Here is a 16,611-nt window from a genome sequence, read left to right as displayed (position 1 = left end):
GGTGGGTCGTGCAGGATTCGAACCTGCGACCAATTGATTAAAAGTCAACTGCTCTACCAACTGAGCTAACGACCCGAGTGGTGGGTGATGACGGGCTCGAACCGCCGACCCCCTCCGTGTAAAGGAGATGCTCTACCAACTGAGCTAATCACCCCCGCTGTGTGGAGTCGCATTATAGGGAGAGTTGAAAATGAGTCAACGCATTTTCTAAAGTTTTTATTCGTTCGTCGTAAAATTAGTCAAAACGATCGCAAAACGGACTGTGGCGCATGATTTCTAAACAAAAACAGCAATCTCGAACCGGATAAAGTGATCGACATTGAGGAATCGGCCCACAGTGATAGAATATTGCCCATTGTTTTCTTCCCAGGATTTGCCGATTACCGGCATCTTTATAACGTAAGGCCATTTCATGAAAATCAAAACTCGCTTCGCGCCGAGCCCGACAGGCTATCTGCATGTCGGTGGTGCACGTACCGCTCTCTATTCCTGGCTTTTCGCACGCCACAACAAAGGTGAGTTTGTGCTGCGTATTGAAGACACCGATCTTGAGCGCTCAACGCCGGAAGCAATTGAAGCCATTATGGATGGGATGAACTGGCTGAATCTGGAGTGGGACGAAGGCCCGTACTTCCAGACCAAACGTTTTGACCGCTATAACGACGTCATTGACGAGATGCTGGTCGCGGGCACGGCCTATAAGTGCTACTGCTCCAGAGAGCGTCTGGATGCACTGCGCGAAGAGCAAATGGCAAAAGGCGAAAAACCGCGTTATGACGGTCGTTGCCGTCACGACCACAGCGAGCATGCTGCCGATGAGCCGTGCGTTGTGCGTTTTGCTAACCCGCAGGAAGGCTCTGTTATCTTTGATGACCAGATCCGTGGCCCGATCGAATTCAGCAACCAGGAGCTGGATGATCTGATTATTCGTCGTACTGACGGATCGCCAACCTATAACTTCTGCGTAGTGGTGGACGACTGGGATATGGAAATCACGCACGTGATCCGTGGTGAAGACCATATCAATAACACCCCGCGTCAGATCAACATCCTGAAAGCGCTGAACGCGCCGGTACCGGTGTACGCGCACGTATCGATGATCAACGGTGACGACGGCAAAAAACTGTCCAAACGCCACGGCGCGGTGAGCGTAATGCAGTACCGTGATGACGGCTATCTGCCGGAAGCGCTACTGAACTACCTGGTGCGTCTGGGCTGGGCCCATGGCGACCAGGAGATCTTCAGCCGCGAAGAGATGATCAACCTGTTCTCTCTGAACTCGGTGAGCAAATCCGCCAGCGCGTTCAACACCGATAAGCTGCTGTGGCTGAACCATCACTATATCAATACCATGCAGCCAGAATATGTGGCGACTTATCTGCAATGGCACATTGAGCAGGCAAACATCGATACCCGTACTGGTCCGGAACTGGCGGATCTGGTGAAACTGCTTGGCGAGCGTTGCAAAACGCTGAAAGAGATTGCCGAAAGCTGCCGCTATTTCTATGAAGAGTTTGACGCGTTCGACGCGGACGCGGCCAAGAAACACCTGCGTCCGGTTGCGCGTCAGCCGCTGGAAGTGGTGCGAGACAAGCTCGAAGCCATTACCGAATGGACAGCGGAAAATGTGCACCACGCGATTCAGGCTACTGCTGATGAGCTGGAAATTGGCATGGGTAAAGTCGGTATGCCGCTGCGCGTTGCGGTAACGGGGGCAGGCCAGTCTCCGGCGCTGGACGTGACCGTACATGCAATTGGTAAATCGCGTAGCGTTGCGCGCATCAACAAGGCGCTGGGCTTTATCGCTGAGCGCGAAAGCCAGCAGTAATGCCCGCGTAATACACATAACGGCAGGGTGACCTGCCGTTTTTTTTGCCTGTTATTCAGCAATACCAAGACGCGTAAGAAAACCCTGCAAACCTTCACGCGCGAGCAGTGTGCGCAAACGTTCCTGTTCGACAGCCGTCATGTTTTCCAGCGAGTCGATGATTTGTGGAAGCAGGCTGGGTGAGGTCGCCACGCCATAGAGGGAAGGGCTTTCCGCAACGTGGTAAACAGCCTGACGGTTACGCATGGCGGGAAGGCTTATGATGTGCTCCTTCACGTGCGCATCAATGCATATCACACGCGCTCTTCCGCCTTTAACGCCGTTAATCCCCTCCGTTTTCCATCCTTTTTGTCGTATCCAGCGATTAACGGTCTGTCGGGCTACGCCCAGACTGTCCGCCAGCTCTTCCGTGGTCATTTTGCTGCGTAATCTTTTCATATTAGCGTTGGTCGCGAATCCCTAAGCGTTGTAACAATCCGGTAATCCCTTCCCGCAGTAACAGCGATGTCATCTGCTTTTGCTCATCCGGCGTCATTTCATTCGCCAGCGTCATGAGCAGGGCGTGAAGTGAACCGTCGTGGTACGCCTTATCTGGCATTTCCGGCGACTCTGTCACCCTGCGTGCGCTGCGAATAAAGTCGCGCACTTTTTCATTGACGTGTACCAGACGCGCCTTGCCACCCTGAACGCCTGGTTTTGGCGATGTAATCCAACCCTCTTTACGTACCCATTTATTGATGGTCTGTCGGCTATAGCCAGTCAGCAGAGCTAACTCTTCTGGCGTCATTCGTTCCTTGATCATACAATTTCCTGAATATCTGTGGGGTTAATTAGTGGTTCATTTTATAGCACCGTTTTACGTGAAAACGTGACAAGCTTAACTCCTGGCTGCGAGCAGGCTCGCAAAGTGATTCATTTGCATGATTTTTCGACGGTTGAAAGGCGGAGGCTGAATTTGCCGTTGACACGTTGCGGCGGAATTCATATTATGCCGCCCGTCAACATGACAGCTTTACGATGGGGCTATAGCTCAGCTGGGAGAGCGCCTGCATGGCATGCAGGAGGTCAGCGGTTCGATCCCGCTTAGCTCCACCAAACTCTGAACCCAACAGAGTGCGGTAGGTAAAGTAACATGTGGGGCTATAGCTCAGCTGGGAGAGCGCTTGCATGGCATGCAAGAGGTCAGCGGTTCGATCCCGCTTAGCTCCACCAAAATTTAAACCCTCGTCGCAAGACGGGGGTTTTTTTATATCTTGTAAAATGTTTAGACTCTTTTTGTTGCCAGCAATGTCGTTTTCTATACATCACCTCAATCCAAATCAATAAACAAGTCTATAAATAGACCCGAACTTGATTCGTGCAATTAATAAACCTATTATCCATCCGGTCAATAAGACGATGGTTAAATAGATCTCACGGATTAATGAATAGAAAAATTTACAATAATGTAAAAATATTTATGATTGCCCTGGCGCTAAGCCTGATTGCGATCCCCTTTTCCCGTTATATCTCCCCGCGCGCTATCGTCAACGAAAATGATGTTTATTTAGCGTGGTTGCCCTTAAGCGCTATGCTCGCCATCGTGTTGTTATTTGGACGAAGGGCAATCATTCCTTTACTGATTAGTTTTAGTGTCACTAACATTTATTACTTTGATTTAGCATTGCTACAATCTTCCGTGTTATTACTTTGTCAGACGTTTGCCGTCTTTGCGGCCTGTGGCGTCATCCGTCTGATGCTGGGCAAGCGCTGGCGACACAGCATGCCGAATAAGTACATCGGTATACGTATTTTCTGGCTCGGATTTATGGTTCCTGTAGGCATCAAATTATCGATGTATCTGGCTGGATATTTATTTGATTTCCCGGTGACAATCTCCTCCTATTTCGGCGAAGGCTCTGCAATTTATAACGTTATCGATATTCAAAGCCTCATTTGTGCCGCCCTGATTTTCACCATGATGTTCTATTACCCGTTAAGAATGATAATTAATCCCCGGTATGCCCGAACATTCTGGCGGCGAAGCGTGAAGCCTCTCTTTTGTCACAAAAAAGCATTATTTATCGTTGTGTGGCTGATGCTGTTGGTCTCGATGATCGCTATTTTGTGCGCGCCTTTCGAGTCACAGTTTATAGCTGGTTATTTGATGCCAATCGTTTTTATTCTTTTTACCCTAGGGATTGGTCGTCTGAGCTATTCACTCATCTCTTTGCTCTGGGCGGCTTCGGCGCTCATGCTGTTGACCTACAATTATAATTTTCTCAATGGCGTTGAATCGGGTCACTCACTTTCCTTTATCCTCTCGGTGCTCATCTCTTTCGCCATCTGCCTGCTTTACATGTCACGGATCTTCCAAAAAAGTGAATGGCTGAAACAGGGATGGCAGGAGAGGGCGCTTACCGATCCGCTCACCGGTCTGCCTAACATTCGTGCGCTGGAAGTTTTTCTTCAGCACCATCCTGAGGCTAAAGTCTGCTGCCTGCGCCTGGATAATCTGGAATTCCTGAGTCGTCACTACGGCATCCTCATGCGCGTGCACTGTAAAAAGATGATCACCGCGTCGCTGCAACCGCTATTGCAAAAAGACGAGAAGCTCTTCCAGCTACCGGGCAGCGAGCTGGTGGTGGTTTTGCTGGGGCCGGGCACGGCTGAGCGCCTGCAATATATGGTTGACCAACTGAACAGCCGTAAGATCACCTGGAACAAGACCGAGCTCGACATTGAGTTTGGTGCCTCCTGGGGGGAAGTGCCGGATGGGGAAAGCCTGCACCACACGCTGGGTCAGCTGAGCTGGCTGTCCGAGCAATCCTGTGGCGGGCATAACGTTCTGGCGTTAACCAACAGTCTGGATGATGTCTCTGGTCAGACGACGGACAGGGTGCTAATGCTGGCCCGCATAAAACGCGCCCTGGATATCGGCGGTCTTCACCTTTACGCCCAGCCAATCCACAATGCGCGCGGGGAAGGGTACTTTGAAATCCTCTCCAGGCTGGAAAGCGATGGCGAGATCATCACCCCTGACCGCTTTATTCCGCTGATTGCTCAGTTCAACCTGAGCCACCGGTTTGACCTGAACGTACTGGAAAAATTGCTGATGTGGATGCGCAGCCATCCGTCCGGACGTGCAGGAACGCGCTTCTCCGTCAATCTGATGCCGCTGACGCTGATGCAAAATGAGATTGCGGCTGAGATCATTGCCCTTTTTGAACGCTACGCTATTGCGCCGCAAGATATCATCATTGAGATCACCGAGGAACAGGCTTTCTCTGACTCGGGAAGCAGCATCAAAAATATCCAGCAGCTGCGTGATTACGGCTTCCGTATTGCCATAGACGACTTTGGTACCGGCTATGCCAACTTTGAGCGCCTGAAGCGGCTGGAGGCCGATATCATTAAGATCGATGGCAGCTTCGTTAAAGATATCTGCACCGACAGCATGGATGCGATGATCGTGCAGTCCATTTGCAACATGGCAAAAACGAAATCGCTGTGTGTGGTGGCTGAATATGTGGAAACGGCTGAACAACGCGAAATGTTGCTGCGATTTGGCGTAGATTATTTGCAGGGCTATTTGATTGGCAAGCCACAGCCTCTGACGGCGCTGGAAGCATAAAAAAACCGGGAGCGATGGCTCCCGGTTTTCGTTCAGCGGTATGAATTAGAGGACCAGTGCTGCGATAGAGGCAGACAGGACGCTCACCAGCGTTGAACCGTAAACCAGCTTCAGGCCAAAGCGAGACACCACGTTACCCTGCTCTTCGTTCAGGCCTTTAATTGCGCCAGCGATGATACCGATGGAAGAGAAGTTCGCGAAGGAGACCAGGAAGACGGACAGGATCCCTTCCGCGCGCGGGGAGAGCGTGCTGGCAATCTTCTGGAGATCCATCATCGCCACGAATTCGTTGGATACCAGTTTCGTTGCCATGATGCTGCCCACCTGCAACGCTTCATGAGCCGGTACACCCATCACCCAGGCAACCGGGTAGAAGATATAGCCCAGAATGCCCTGGAAGGAGATACCCAGTACGGCCGCAAACAGGGCGTTCAGCGCAGCGATCAGCGCGATAAAGCCAATCAGCATCGCGGCAACGATAACCGCAACCTTGAAACCAGCCAGAATGTATTCACCCAGCATTTCGAAGAAGCTCTGTCCCTCGTGCAGGTTTGACATCTGAATGTTCTCTTCGCTGGCATCCACACGGTACGGGTTAATCAGCGAAAGGACGATAAAGGTGCTGAACATGTTCAGAACCAGCGCCGCAACCACGTATTTAGGTTCCAGCATGGTCATATACGCGCCCACGATAGACATGGAAACGGTAGACATTGCGGTCGCCGCCATGGTGTACATGCGGTTGCGGGACATCTTGCCGAGGATATCTTTATACGCAATGAAGTTCTCAGACTGACCGAGGATCAGCGAGCTGACTGCGTTGAAGGACTCCAGCTTGCCCATGCCGTTAACTTTAGATAACAGGAAGCCGATCGCACGGATAACCACCGGCAGAACACGGATGTGCTGGAGGATACCGATCAGGGCAGAGATGAAGACGATAGGGCAGAGCACTTTCAGGAAGAAGAAGGCCAGACCCTGATCGTTCATGTTGCCAAAGACAAAGTTTGTCCCTTCGTTGGCAAATCCGAGCAGTTTTTCGAACATTTCGGAGAAGCCTTTCACGAAGCCGAGGCCTACGTTGGAGTTCAGGAAGAACCACGCAAGTAAAACTTCAATGACCAGCAGCTGGACAACATAGCGAATACGAATATTTTTGCGGTCTGTGCTGACCAGCAATGCGAGTGCAGTAACGACAACGAGTGCCAGGACAAAATGAAGGACGCGGTCCATATTTGCTCCAAATATGAGGCAGGTTTAATTTCCGTGCACATTCTATGTAACAAGCACAAAGAAAACGAGATCAAGCCCACACTATAGTTACATCCTGTGACGAGTCTCAAAAATAGTGATCAACAATACATTTTTGTTATGTTAGGTAAATGAGTGAAAAGTTAAGTTTGTGTGCTACGCTTCACAAATGTCTGCGCATTTTCACATTCTGTGACCTTGCTCCACCTGCCTGTCTATTGTTCCTGACTATCAGAGAAATCATGTTAATCATTACAAATGAACTTGATAATCATTCTCATTTTGATAGCATAAAACATAGCAAAGGCTATATTTCCAGAGGCAGAAATGACGAATAGTCGCGTAGAGAGTAGCAGCGGCAGAGCGGCACGCAAGCTGCGGTTCGCATTAATGGGACCGGCATTCATTGCCGCGATTGGCTACATCGATCCGGGTAATTTTGCGACCAATATTCAGGCCGGGGCCAGTTTCGGCTATAAGCTGCTGTGGGTTGTGGTTTGGGCCAACCTGATGGCGATGCTGATTCAGATGCTTTCCGCGAAGCTGGGTATTGCCACCGGGAAAAACCTGGCGGAGCAAATCCGCGATCACTATCCGCGTCCGGCGGTATGGTTTTACTGGGTCCAGGCGGAAATTATTGCCATGGCCACCGATCTCGCTGAGTTTATCGGGGCGGCGATCGGCTTTAAGCTCATTCTGGGCGTCTCCCTGCTACAGGGCGCCGTGCTGACCGGTATCGCCACGTTCCTTATTCTGATGCTCCAGCGGCGGGGACAAAAACCGCTGGAGAAAGTCATCGGCGGCCTGCTGCTGTTCGTCGCTGCCGCCTATATCGTTGAGCTGGTTTTCTCCCAGCCGAATCTGGTGCAGCTGACGAAAGGGATGGTGATCCCATCGTTACCCACCTCTGAAGCCGTTTTTCTCGCGGCCGGGGTGCTGGGGGCGACCATCATGCCGCACGTGATTTATCTGCACTCTTCTTTAACCCAGAATCTGCACGGCGGGACGAGCAAAGAACGTTACTCCGCCTCGAAATGGGATGTGGCGATCGCGATGACCATTGCCGGATTTGTGAACCTGGCGATGATGGCGACCGCCGCCGCCGCGTTCCACTTTAACGGGCATACCGGGGTTGCCGATCTCGACCAGGCTTACCTGACGCTGGAGCCGTTGCTGAGCCATGCCGCGGCCACTATTTTCGGTTTAAGCCTTGTTGCTGCGGGTCTCTCGTCTACGGTTGTGGGAACGCTGGCCGGGCAGGTGGTGATGCAGGGGTTTGTACGTTTCCACATTCCTCTGTGGGTTCGCCGCTCGGTAACCATGCTGCCTTCCTTTATTGTCATTCTGATGGGATTGGATCCGACCCGCATTCTGGTGATGAGTCAGGTGCTGCTGAGTTTCGGTATTGCGCTGGCGCTGGTGCCGCTGCTGATCTTCACCAGCAACAAATCGCTGATGGGCGATCTGGTAAATTCAACGTGGGTGAAACGCGCCGGCTGGGCCATTGTGGTGGTGGTGGTGGCGTTAAACCTCTGGTTGTTAATAGGCACGGCGGCAGGGCTGTAAAAGAAAAAGGAGCCGTGAGGCTCCTTTTTGCTGTTAATGATGATGGCCGTGACCGTGGCCCCTGCCTTTACCATGGCCTCTGCCGCCGCGGTGGTCGTCACGATCGTGCCAGCCTTCGCGGTAGCCGCGTTCGTAGGCCTTACGCTTATCCCAGCCACGGTGATAGCCGTTATCGTGTTTCCACCAGCGGTTTTTACGCCACTCATAATGGCGGTGCCAGTAGTCACGGTCGCGCCAGCCGCCGCCGTCCCAGTAGTTACCGTAATTGTCGCGATCGCCAATTTGTAATTTTATCGATGGCAACAGGGTGATTTCGCCAGCGTTGGCGACCAGCGGGGCCGAAGCCAGTAATACCGCTGCAAGAATCAGTGACCTGAACATACTCTTCTCCTTCACGATCGGGGCCGCTGTGCGACCTGTTAACGCAATTTTACGAGTTGGTAAACATTCGTTTCATCGCCTCAACTCCTAAATCATGAAGGAGAGCACTTTTTGCTAAAAGTAATGTTAATCTGAACTGGACAGGATCGCTTCTATCGTCTTCAGCTCGTCTGCGGAGAAATGACAATTTTCAAGCATGCCTGCTGCATCATCAATTTGCCCGGTTTTGCTTGCGCCGATGAGCACTGACGTCACCGCATCGTGGCGCAGTATCCAGGCCAGCGCCATTTGCGACAGCTTTTGCCCCCGGCTTTGCGCCAGCGCGTTCAGCTTACGCACTTTTTCCAGCTTATTGTCGGTGATTTGCTCCGGATTAAGGAACTTACTGCCGCTTGCCGCGCGAGAATCTGCCGGGATGCCGTTCAGATAGCGATCGGTCAACTGTCCACCGGCCAGCGGAGAGAAGGGGATACATCCCACCCCTTTTTGCTGCAATACCTCCAGCAAACCCGCTTCAGGCGCACGTTCAAACATGGAGTACTTCGGCTGGTGGATGAGACACGGCGTGCCCAGATCCTCCAGTATTTCAATCGCCTGTCGTGCCAGTTCTGCCGGGTAGTTGGACAGACCAATGTACAGCGCCTTGCCCTGACGCACCACGTGGTCAAGCGCTTTCATGGTTTCACGCAGCGGCGTTTGGGGATCGGGACGATGGTGATAGAAAATATCAACGTACTCCAGCCCCATACGCCTGAGGCTTTGATCCAGGCTGGCGATCAGGTATTTACGTGAGCCCCAGTCGCCGTAAGGCCCGTCCCACATGGTGTAGCCCGCTTTGGTGGAGATAATCAGCTCATCGCGCCAGGGCAGGAAATCCTCCTGCAAAATGCGACCAAAATTACGTTCGGCCGACCCGGGAGGCGGGCCGTAATTATTGGCAAGGTCAAAATGCGTAATACCCAAATCGAACGCGCGCTGTAAAAGTTGACGGCTGTTTTCGAGCAGCGTCGCGTCGCCAAAATTATGCCACAGCCCCAGCGAGATGGCGGGAAGCTTAAGGCCGCTTTGTCCACAGCGGCGATACTGCATTGTCTGATAACGATTTTTGTCAGGTTGATAACCCATTGGCGAGACCTCTGGCGCTGAAAAAAAAATCAGTGTATACGTTTACACTCACCCGAAGAAAATGAGCATAGCTCAGCTTTTTTCGTAAAGCATTCTTTCCATTCTCGACTTCTCGCCATTTCTGGACAGGCTTCACGCTTATTTAATACTCAGAGTGAGGTCAACGTCAGAAGGACACCTATAATATGCGTACCCCCTATTGCGTCGCCGATTACCTGCTGGACCGACTAACAGATTGCGGTGCCGATCATCTGTTTGGCGTGCCGGGCGACTATAACCTGCAATTTCTCGACCATGTGATAGACAGCCCGGACATCTGCTGGGTGGGCTCTGCCAACGAACTGAACGCGTCTTACGCTGCTGACGGCTATGCCCGCTGTAAGGGCTTTGCCGCGCTGCTGACGACATTCGGCGTTGGGGAATTAAGCGCCATGAACGGTGTGGCGGGCAGCTTTGCCGAACATGTTCCCGTGCTCCATATTGTGGGGGCCCCGGGTATGGCGGCACAGCAACGAGGAGAGTTATTGCACCATACGTTAGGCGACGGCGAGTTCCGCCACTTCTATCATATGAGCGAACCCATTACCGTCGCACAGGCGGTGCTCACCGAACAAAACGCCTGCTATGAAATTGACCGGGTGCTTACCACCATGCTGCGCGAGCGCCGTCCGGGCTACCTGATGCTGCCTGCCGATGTGGCGAAAAAAGCCGCTACGCCCCCTGTAAGCGCTCTCACTTTGCATCCCGCACCCGCTGATTCAGCCTGTTTGCAGGCGTTCCGTGAGGCTGCCGAAAAGCGTCTGTCCATGAGCAAACGCACCGCGCTGCTAGCGGATTTCCTGGTGCTGCGCCACGGCCTGAGAGACGCCGTTCAGAAGTGGGTCAAAGCGGTGCCAATGGCCCACGCAACGATGCTGATGGGTAAGGGCATTTTTGATGAACGCCAGAGCGGCTTTTATGGCACCTATAGCGGGTCGGCAAGCGCCGAACAGGTTAAAGAGGCGATCGAGGGTGCCGATACGGTGCTGTGCATTGGCACGCGTTTTACCGATACGCTCACCGCCGGATTTACCCATCAGCTGACGCCAGCCCAGACGATAGAGGTTCAGCCCCACGCTGCCCGCGTCGGTGACGTCTGGTTTACGGGCATCCCGATGAGGGAGGCGATTGAAACGCTAACGGCCCTGTGTAAAACGCATGTACGTGATACGCGAACGTCATCAGATAACAACGGCTTTTCGTTCCCCACTATCGAAGGGTCTCTGACGCAGGAGAGTTTCTGGCGTACCCTGCAAGCGTTTATTCGTCCCGGCGATATCATTCTGGCTGACCAGGGAACATCTGCTTTTGGCGCTATCGATCTGCGTTTACCGGCAGACGTCAACTTTATCGTCCAGCCGCTGTGGGGCTCAATTGGCTACACGCTGGCGGCGGCTTTTGGCGCGCAAACGGCGTGTCCGGACCGACGCGTGATTGTCCTGACGGGCGACGGCGCCGCGCAGCTGACCATTCAGGAGCTGGGCTCAATGCTGCGCGACAAGCAGCGCCCGATTATTCTGGTGCTTAACAACGAAGGGTACACGGTCGAGAGGGCTATCCACGGGCCGGAGCAGCGCTATAACGATATCGCCCTCTGGAACTGGACGCAGATCCCGCAGGCGCTGAGCCTGGCGCCTCAGGCAGAGTGCTGGCAGGTCAGCGAAGCGGAAGCGCTGGCAGAAGTGCTGGATAAAGTGGCACACCACGAGCGGCTGTCGCTGATCGAGGTGATGCTGCCGAAAGCCGATATTCCGCCGCTGTTGAGCGCGCTGACCAAAGCGCTGGAGGCGCGCAATAACGCCTGATTACCTGTCGTTTCGCCATGCCATCAGCATCGGTTTGCCCGCCAGCAGGAGCCAGGCGGGCAACATCACGATACAGAGCAGCGGCAGAAGCGTGGTATCCGGCACGACAACGGCCGCCATAAACAGGCTTAGCCACGCATCGCGCGTGACCACCAGTACCAGCCCCAGAATGGAGCAGGAGACGGTAATCGCCGCAGGGACTGCGTCGACGTGCTCATGCAGCATCAGCCCCAGCGCGACCCCAACAAAGACCGCCGGGAAGATACGACCTCCCCGGAAACCACAGGCCGCAGCGACCACGAGCGCCGCCAGTTTTATCAGCGCGAACAGCAGATAATCTGAAACGCTAAAGACCTGGCTGAAGGCCAGCTGCTGCATCTCGTCCAGCCCCTTAAACAGCGTAACCGTCCCGCCGATGGCGCCTAAAATGCCCAGAATAAAGCCGCCCATACCCAGAATCAGCACCGGATGCTTCAGCCTGTGCATCAGGCGATGCAGGCGCGGAAGACACCATACCGCGACCATCCCCAGCGCAATGGCTATCGCGACGACGACGACACCGCTGAAAATATCGGCGAGCTGCATCTGACCGTAGTGGGGGATGGGCAGCGAAAAATGAGGATGGAAAAACAGGCTGGTGGTGAGCGCCCCCGCAGCGGCGGCCATCAGCGGCGCGAAGAGTTTGTCCCACAGCGGCACGTCATTGTCCCTGCTCAGGGTTTGAGAAAAGATAAGCGCGGCGGCTACTGGCGTGCCAAACAGCGCCCCGATGGTGCCGGCGGAGGCCAGAATCGTCCAGTCCAGCGCGCCAACGCGCGGGAAAAGACGCGCCCCCAGGAAGACCGCCAGCGCGATGTTGACCGCCATAATGGGGTGTTCAGGCCCGAGGCTCACGCCGCCGGCGAGACCGATAATCAGCGCGATGATAAGCCCCGGCAGGGCAGAAGGCGAAACGGGCGCGCCAATCAGTGGTTCCAGCGCCGGGTCCGGCCCGGCGTGTCCCGGGCTATAGCGGATCACCAGGCCTACGGCAATCCCGGTCAGGGTCAGCATCATCATGATCCAACCCGGCGAGTCAATGCTGATGCCGAGCTTTGCCGGTAGCGCAGACCACAACAACGATTGCAGCACCGATGCCACCTTCATGACGACGATGAGCACCAGGCTCGACGCCACGCCAATAATCAGCGCCGGGACGGCCAATAACAGCATGGTTCTGGCTCGCGGATGGAGCATGATGATTTCCTTGTACAAAACGGCTTAACGTTACTTTGCACAATCAGCATTGTGGCAATAGTGCAAAAGGTGCTGAAACGGTAAAGTTATTATGTGACGAAGATCGATAATCCATGGGCAGTCACCTTCTGGTCGTTGTTGTTATCACGCCTTGAATTTACAGTGTCCCAAAGATTTATTCTGACTTTAGCGGAGCAGTAGAAGAATGACAAAGTATGCTTTGGTAGGTGATGTGGGCGGCACCAACGCTCGCCTTGCCCTGTGCGATGTGAACAGCGGTGAAATTTCTCAGGCGAAAACCTATTCAGGGCTGGATTACCCAAGCCTGGAAGCGGTGGTACGCGTCTATCTGGAAGAGCATAAAGTGAGCGTTGAGGACGGTTGTATCGCCATCGCCTGTCCGATCACCGGCGACTGGGTCGCGATGACCAACCACACCTGGGCCTTCTCAATTGCCGAAATGCAGAAGAACCTCGGCTTCTCGCACCTCGAAATCATTAACGACTTCACCGCGGTTTCCATGGCTATTCCGATGCTTAAGCAAGAGCATCTGATTCAGTTCGGCGGTACGGCCCCGGTTGAAGGTAAACCGATTGCCGTTTACGGCGCGGGCACCGGTCTGGGGGTGGCGCACCTGGTTCACGTCGACAAACGCTGGGTGAGCCTGCCGGGCGAGGGCGGTCACGTGGATTTTGCGCCGAACAGCGAAGAAGAGGGCATTATTCTTGAGGAGCTACGCGCCGAGATTGGTCACGTGTCGGCGGAGCGCGTGCTTTCTGGCCCGGGGCTGGTGAACCTGTATCGGGCGATTGTGAAATCAGATGGCCGTCTGCCGGAAAATCTGCGGCCTAAAGACGTGACCGAACGCGCGCTGGCCGACAGCTGTACTGACTGTCGCCGTGCGCTGTCGCTGTTCTGCGTCATTATGGGGCGTTTCGGCGGCAACCTGGCGCTGAATCTTGGCACCTTTGGCGGGGTCTATATTGCGGGCGGGATCGTGCCGCGCTTCCTCGATTTCTTTACCGCCTCCGGCTTCCGCGGCGGCTTCGAAGACAAAGGCCGCTTCAGGAGCTACGTGCAGGACATTCCGGTTTACCTGATTGTCCACGACAACCCAGGCTTGCTTGGCTCCGGTGCGCATCTGCGCCAGGTGCTTGGCCAGATCCTCTGACGCCCGTCCCCCTCTCCTGCGGGAGAGGGAACGCACTACAGGTGCATGAGCTGGCGGAACTCTTTCACCCTGCTGCGGCTTACCGGCACCTGAAAATCCAGATCCTTCAGACGCAAAATATAGGTGTTATTAAACCAGGGCTCGATTTCGCGGATCTTGTTCAGGTTGACGCAGAACGAACGGTGGCAGCGGAAGAAGCGGGCGGCCGGGAGTTTATTGCAAAATTCGGTGATGTTCATCGCCATGACGTAGGATTCACGCCGCGTATAGACAAACGTCATTTTTTCATGCGCTTCGGCATAGTAAATATCGTCGACAGGCGTGACGATGATCCGTTCGTCTTTCACCAGGTTAATGGTGTCGTTTTCCCGCGCTGCCGGGCTGGTGCTGGCGGGCAGCGTCTGCTGCTGCCATGCGGCTTCCAGCTTATGCAGCATACTGATAATACGCGACTCCTGGTAAGGCTTGAGAATATAGTCAAACGCCTCGAGCTCGAAGGCTTCCACGGCATGCTCTTTCCACGCGGTGACAAACACAATAAACGGCTTATGGGCGAACTGATTGATATTTTGCGCCAGCAGGACGCCGTCCAGCGACGGAATATTAATATCGAGAAAAATCGCGTCGACCCGGTTATGCTGCAAAAATTTCAGCACGTCCAGACCGTCCTCAAAGCAGCCAACAATCTCCATCTGGCTGTGGGTTTTGATAAGCCAGCTCAACTCCTGCTGAGCCAGAATTTCATCTTCTACAATGATGACTTTCATCTGTTACTCCGGCCTACGGCAACAAGGAAATGGGGGCATTAACGGGCGTTCGTTCATTCGGAACATAAAAAGCAATCTCGGTGCCCGGCTCAAGACGGTGAATGTGCAGCCCGTCACCGAACAGCAGCTTGACCCGGTGGTGCACGTTCAGCAGCCCGATCTTGTTGCCCGGCATTTCATTTGCCTCGACGCGCTCGATGACTTTCGGATCGATGCCGTGCCCGGTATCGCGCACGGCGATGCGCACGCGGTTACCGCTTTCCGTCACGCTAATCGTGACCACGCCTTTGCCTTTACACGGCTGAATACCGTGAACAATGGCATTTTCCACCAGCGGCTGGATCAACAGGCTTGGGATCACGCAGTTGACCTCCTCATCAATATCGTAAATGACCGTGAGCTTATCGCCAAAGCGTGCCTGCTCGATCGCGATGTAATCTTTAATTTGATACAGCTCTTTTTTGATGTCGATCTGCTCGTCGTCTTTTAGCTCAATGTTGTAGCGCAGATAGCGTGACAGATTAAAAATCAGCTGCCGCGCGGTGTCCGGATTAAGACGGATGGAGGAGGAGATCGCATTCAGCGCGTTAAACAAAAAATGGGGATTGATCTTGCTTTGCAGGGCACGGAGTTCTGCCTTATTTGCCATCTCGCGCAGCTGCTCCGCACGCGACACTTCGAGTTGGGTAGAGATAATTTGCGACAGGCCAATCGCCATTTCCTGAAGCGAGGAGGTGATTTGGTGCGCGTGACAGTAGTAAATTTTCAGCGTCCCCGTGACGACCCCTTTTTCCCACAGCGGGATCACCAGCATCGAGTGGATCTCTGGCGTTCGGTGGGCTTCATCATTATTTTTAATGATGATTTTTCCGTAATTAATTGCCTGTCTGGTGGTCGGGCTGATGGTATCGTCGCTGTCGCGGTAGTTGTGCTCACCAACGCCAACGTAAGCCAGCACGTGGTCAATATTGGTGATAGCGACCGCATCCGCATGAATGTCCCGGCGGATGATATCGCAAACCTGACGTAAAGAGTCGGCGTTAACGTGTCGGAAAAGCGGCAGCGTTTTGTTGGCAATATCCAGCGCCAGCTTGGCCTGACGCGCGGCGCTGGCCTCTTTTTCGCCTTCCACGCTTTGCACCAGCAGCACGATAAAACCGATACAGACGCTCCCGAGGATCATCGGAATCCCGATCTTCGAGACGATATCCAGCCCCAGCGCAACGGTGGGCGCCCAGACGACGACCAGAATCATGGTCAGCGTTTCGCAAACCATCCCTGCGATAATCCCCGCACGCCAGTGCTGCTTTTTCGGGATTTTGCGGTTAATCCAGCCGGAGAGTATCCCGGCAATAATGCTGGTGATAAAGCAGGGGACGGCCGTCACGCCGCCAATATCAATCAGGTATCGGTGGGTCCCGGCGATAATGCCCGTAATAATCCCGACCCAGGGGCCAAAGAGGATCCCGCCTGACATCACGGCGATGATGCGCACGTTTACCAGCGATCCTTCTACCGGCACGCCGGACCAGGTGCTGAACAGGGCAAACATCGAAAAGATAAACGTGACGGCCAGCAGCTCTTTTGGCGAGTGGGCTGATTTATGCAAAAGCTCGCGAAACAAGCGAATGCGGATGAGGAAAAAGAGACAGATCAGCATTAATGCCGCGCGGTCGAACACCGCCAGGAGCATATTGAAGATTTCGTGCACGGTCAGGCCTGGGAAAACGGGAAAAATCTATGATAGAAAACATGGGGCCTGATGACCAGCTATCCGTCAGATTTATAAAATGAGGAAAAACCATAACTCCCAAAGGGGATTGTTCTCT

13 protein-coding genes and 4 tRNA genes are annotated in these 16,611 nt (G+C 53.8%); 7 read left to right on the top strand and 10 right to left on the bottom strand.

Features of this window, described 5'->3' with window-relative positions; translation table 11 throughout:
• Positions 1-2: 2 nt before the first annotated feature.
• Both IM300_RS05350 and IM300_RS05345 read right to left on the bottom strand, forming a co-directional pair.
• A tRNA-Lys gene (locus tag IM300_RS05350) sits at positions 3-75 on the bottom strand.
• Positions 76-78: 3 nt separating this feature from the next.
• A tRNA-Val gene (locus IM300_RS05345) sits at positions 79-154 on the bottom strand.
• A 258-nt stretch (positions 155-412) separates the two neighbouring features.
• Between IM300_RS05345 and gltX the strand changes: the two genes are divergently transcribed.
• Positions 413-1,828, top strand: a complete 1,416-nt coding sequence (gltX, locus tag IM300_RS05340) for a glutamate--tRNA ligase (RefSeq protein WP_063868117.1) — start codon at positions 413-415, stop codon at positions 1,826-1,828.
• Between the two features lie 51 nt (positions 1,829-1,879).
• Here gltX and IM300_RS05335 read toward each other — a convergent pair whose 3' ends face one another.
• Positions 1,880-2,266, bottom strand: a complete 387-nt coding sequence (locus tag IM300_RS05335) for a YfeC-like transcriptional regulator (protein ID WP_226842057.1) — start codon at positions 2,264-2,266, stop codon at positions 1,880-1,882.
• 1 nt (position 2,267) lies between these two features.
• On the bottom strand, positions 2,268-2,630 hold the full coding sequence (locus tag IM300_RS05330; protein WP_063868121.1) for a YfeC-like transcriptional regulator: 363 nt from the start codon (positions 2,628-2,630) through the stop codon (positions 2,268-2,270).
• A gap of 217 nt (positions 2,631-2,847) precedes the next feature.
• On the opposite strand from IM300_RS05330, the gene IM300_RS05325 reads away from it, so the two are divergent.
• The 3 genes from IM300_RS05325 to IM300_RS05315 all read left to right on the top strand — a co-directional run bounded on the left by IM300_RS05325 (position 2,848) and on the right by IM300_RS05315 (position 5,441).
• Positions 2,848-2,923, top strand: a tRNA-Ala gene (locus IM300_RS05325).
• A 41-nt stretch (positions 2,924-2,964) separates the two neighbouring features.
• Positions 2,965-3,040, top strand: a tRNA-Ala gene (locus tag IM300_RS05320).
• 211 nt (positions 3,041-3,251) lie between these two features.
• Positions 3,252-5,441: an EAL domain-containing protein gene (locus IM300_RS05315; RefSeq protein ID WP_131636522.1), complete on the top strand. Its 2,190-nt coding sequence runs from the start codon at positions 3,252-3,254 to the stop codon at positions 5,439-5,441.
• Positions 5,442-5,486: 45 nt separating this feature from the next.
• Here IM300_RS05315 and nupC read toward each other — a convergent pair whose 3' ends face one another.
• Positions 5,487-6,674 carry a nucleoside permease NupC gene (nupC, locus tag IM300_RS05310; RefSeq protein ID WP_063450445.1) on the bottom strand — a complete coding sequence of 396 codons (1,188 nt, stop codon included), beginning with the start codon at positions 6,672-6,674 and terminating at the stop codon, positions 5,487-5,489.
• A 345-nt stretch (positions 6,675-7,019) separates the two neighbouring features.
• On the opposite strand from nupC, the gene IM300_RS05305 reads away from it, so the two are divergent.
• A complete protein-coding gene (locus tag IM300_RS05305) occupies positions 7,020-8,258 on the top strand; it encodes an Nramp family divalent metal transporter (protein ID WP_064910292.1) in 1,239 nt (412 codons plus the stop codon).
• 33 nt (positions 8,259-8,291) lie between these two features.
• Here the strand turns inward: IM300_RS05305 and ypeC are convergent, their stop codons facing one another.
• Both ypeC and mgrA read right to left on the bottom strand, forming a co-directional pair.
• Positions 8,292-8,639, bottom strand: a complete 348-nt coding sequence (gene ypeC / locus IM300_RS05300) for a DUF2502 domain-containing protein YpeC (protein WP_063450443.1) — start codon at positions 8,637-8,639, stop codon at positions 8,292-8,294.
• 126 nt (positions 8,640-8,765) lie between these two features.
• The gene (mgrA, locus tag IM300_RS05295; protein WP_107533449.1) at positions 8,766-9,764 is read right to left on the bottom strand and encodes an L-glyceraldehyde 3-phosphate reductase; all 999 of its coding nucleotides are present in this window, start codon (positions 9,762-9,764) and stop codon (positions 8,766-8,768) included.
• Positions 9,765-9,949: 185 nt separating this feature from the next.
• Here mgrA and ipdC point away from each other — a divergent pair, with 185 nt between their 5' ends.
• On the top strand, positions 9,950-11,608 hold the full coding sequence (ipdC, locus tag IM300_RS05290) for an indolepyruvate decarboxylase (RefSeq protein WP_193035597.1): 1,659 nt from the start codon (positions 9,950-9,952) through the stop codon (positions 11,606-11,608).
• Here the strand turns inward: ipdC and IM300_RS05285 are convergent, their stop codons facing one another.
• Complete coding sequence (locus tag IM300_RS05285; protein ID WP_193035595.1) at positions 11,609-12,844, bottom strand: ion channel protein; 1,236 nt, start codon at positions 12,842-12,844, stop codon at positions 11,609-11,611.
• Between the two features lie 205 nt (positions 12,845-13,049).
• On the opposite strand from IM300_RS05285, the gene glk reads away from it, so the two are divergent.
• The gene (gene glk / locus IM300_RS05280) at positions 13,050-14,015 is read left to right on the top strand and encodes a glucokinase (protein WP_063868132.1); all 966 of its coding nucleotides are present in this window, start codon (positions 13,050-13,052) and stop codon (positions 14,013-14,015) included.
• Positions 14,016-14,050: 35 nt separating this feature from the next.
• On the opposite strand, the gene IM300_RS05275 is transcribed toward glk, so the two are convergent.
• Positions 14,051-14,782, bottom strand: coding sequence for a LytTR family DNA-binding domain-containing protein (locus tag IM300_RS05275; protein ID WP_063450438.1), 732 nt, complete (start codon positions 14,780-14,782; stop codon positions 14,051-14,053).
• A gap of 13 nt (positions 14,783-14,795) precedes the next feature.
• Entirely contained in the window at positions 14,796-16,493 is a 1,698-nt protein-coding gene (locus IM300_RS05270; protein WP_107533445.1) for a sensor histidine kinase, read from the bottom strand.
• Positions 16,494-16,611: the final 118 nt, after the last annotated feature.

Origin of the sequence: Enterobacter cloacae complex sp. I2 (assembly GCF_014896205.1) — a bacterium.
GTDB classification, from domain to species: Bacteria; Pseudomonadota; Gammaproteobacteria; order Enterobacterales; family Enterobacteriaceae; genus Enterobacter; species Enterobacter quasihormaechei.
Note: the sequence above shows the minus strand (reverse complement) of the source record. Positions and strands in the feature narration are given on the sequence as shown.

Excerpts from the sequence above, each read along its gene's own strand:
- gltX (WP_063868117.1), top strand. The coding sequence starts at position 413 with ATGAAAATCAAAACTCGCTTCGCGCCGAGCCCGACAGGCTATCTGCAT.
- IM300_RS05335 (WP_226842057.1), bottom strand. The coding sequence starts at position 2,266 with ATGAAAAGATTACGCAGCAAAATGACCACGGAAGAGCTGGCGGACAGT.
- IM300_RS05330 (WP_063868121.1), bottom strand. The coding sequence starts at position 2,630 with ATGATCAAGGAACGAATGACGCCAGAAGAGTTAGCTCTGCTGACTGGC.
- IM300_RS05315 (WP_131636522.1), top strand. The coding sequence starts at position 3,252 with ATGAATAGAAAAATTTACAATAATGTAAAAATATTTATGATTGCCCTG.
- nupC (WP_063450445.1), bottom strand. The coding sequence starts at position 6,674 with ATGGACCGCGTCCTTCATTTTGTCCTGGCACTCGTTGTCGTTACTGCA.
- IM300_RS05305 (WP_064910292.1), top strand. The coding sequence starts at position 7,020 with ATGACGAATAGTCGCGTAGAGAGTAGCAGCGGCAGAGCGGCACGCAAG.
- ypeC (WP_063450443.1), bottom strand. The coding sequence starts at position 8,639 with ATGTTCAGGTCACTGATTCTTGCAGCGGTATTACTGGCTTCGGCCCCG.
- mgrA (WP_107533449.1), bottom strand. The coding sequence starts at position 9,764 with ATGGGTTATCAACCTGACAAAAATCGTTATCAGACAATGCAGTATCGC.
- ipdC (WP_193035597.1), top strand. The coding sequence starts at position 9,950 with ATGCGTACCCCCTATTGCGTCGCCGATTACCTGCTGGACCGACTAACA.
- IM300_RS05285 (WP_193035595.1), bottom strand. The coding sequence starts at position 12,844 with ATGCTCCATCCGCGAGCCAGAACCATGCTGTTATTGGCCGTCCCGGCG.
- glk (WP_063868132.1), top strand. The coding sequence starts at position 13,050 with ATGACAAAGTATGCTTTGGTAGGTGATGTGGGCGGCACCAACGCTCGC.
- IM300_RS05275 (WP_063450438.1), bottom strand. The coding sequence starts at position 14,782 with ATGAAAGTCATCATTGTAGAAGATGAAATTCTGGCTCAGCAGGAGTTG.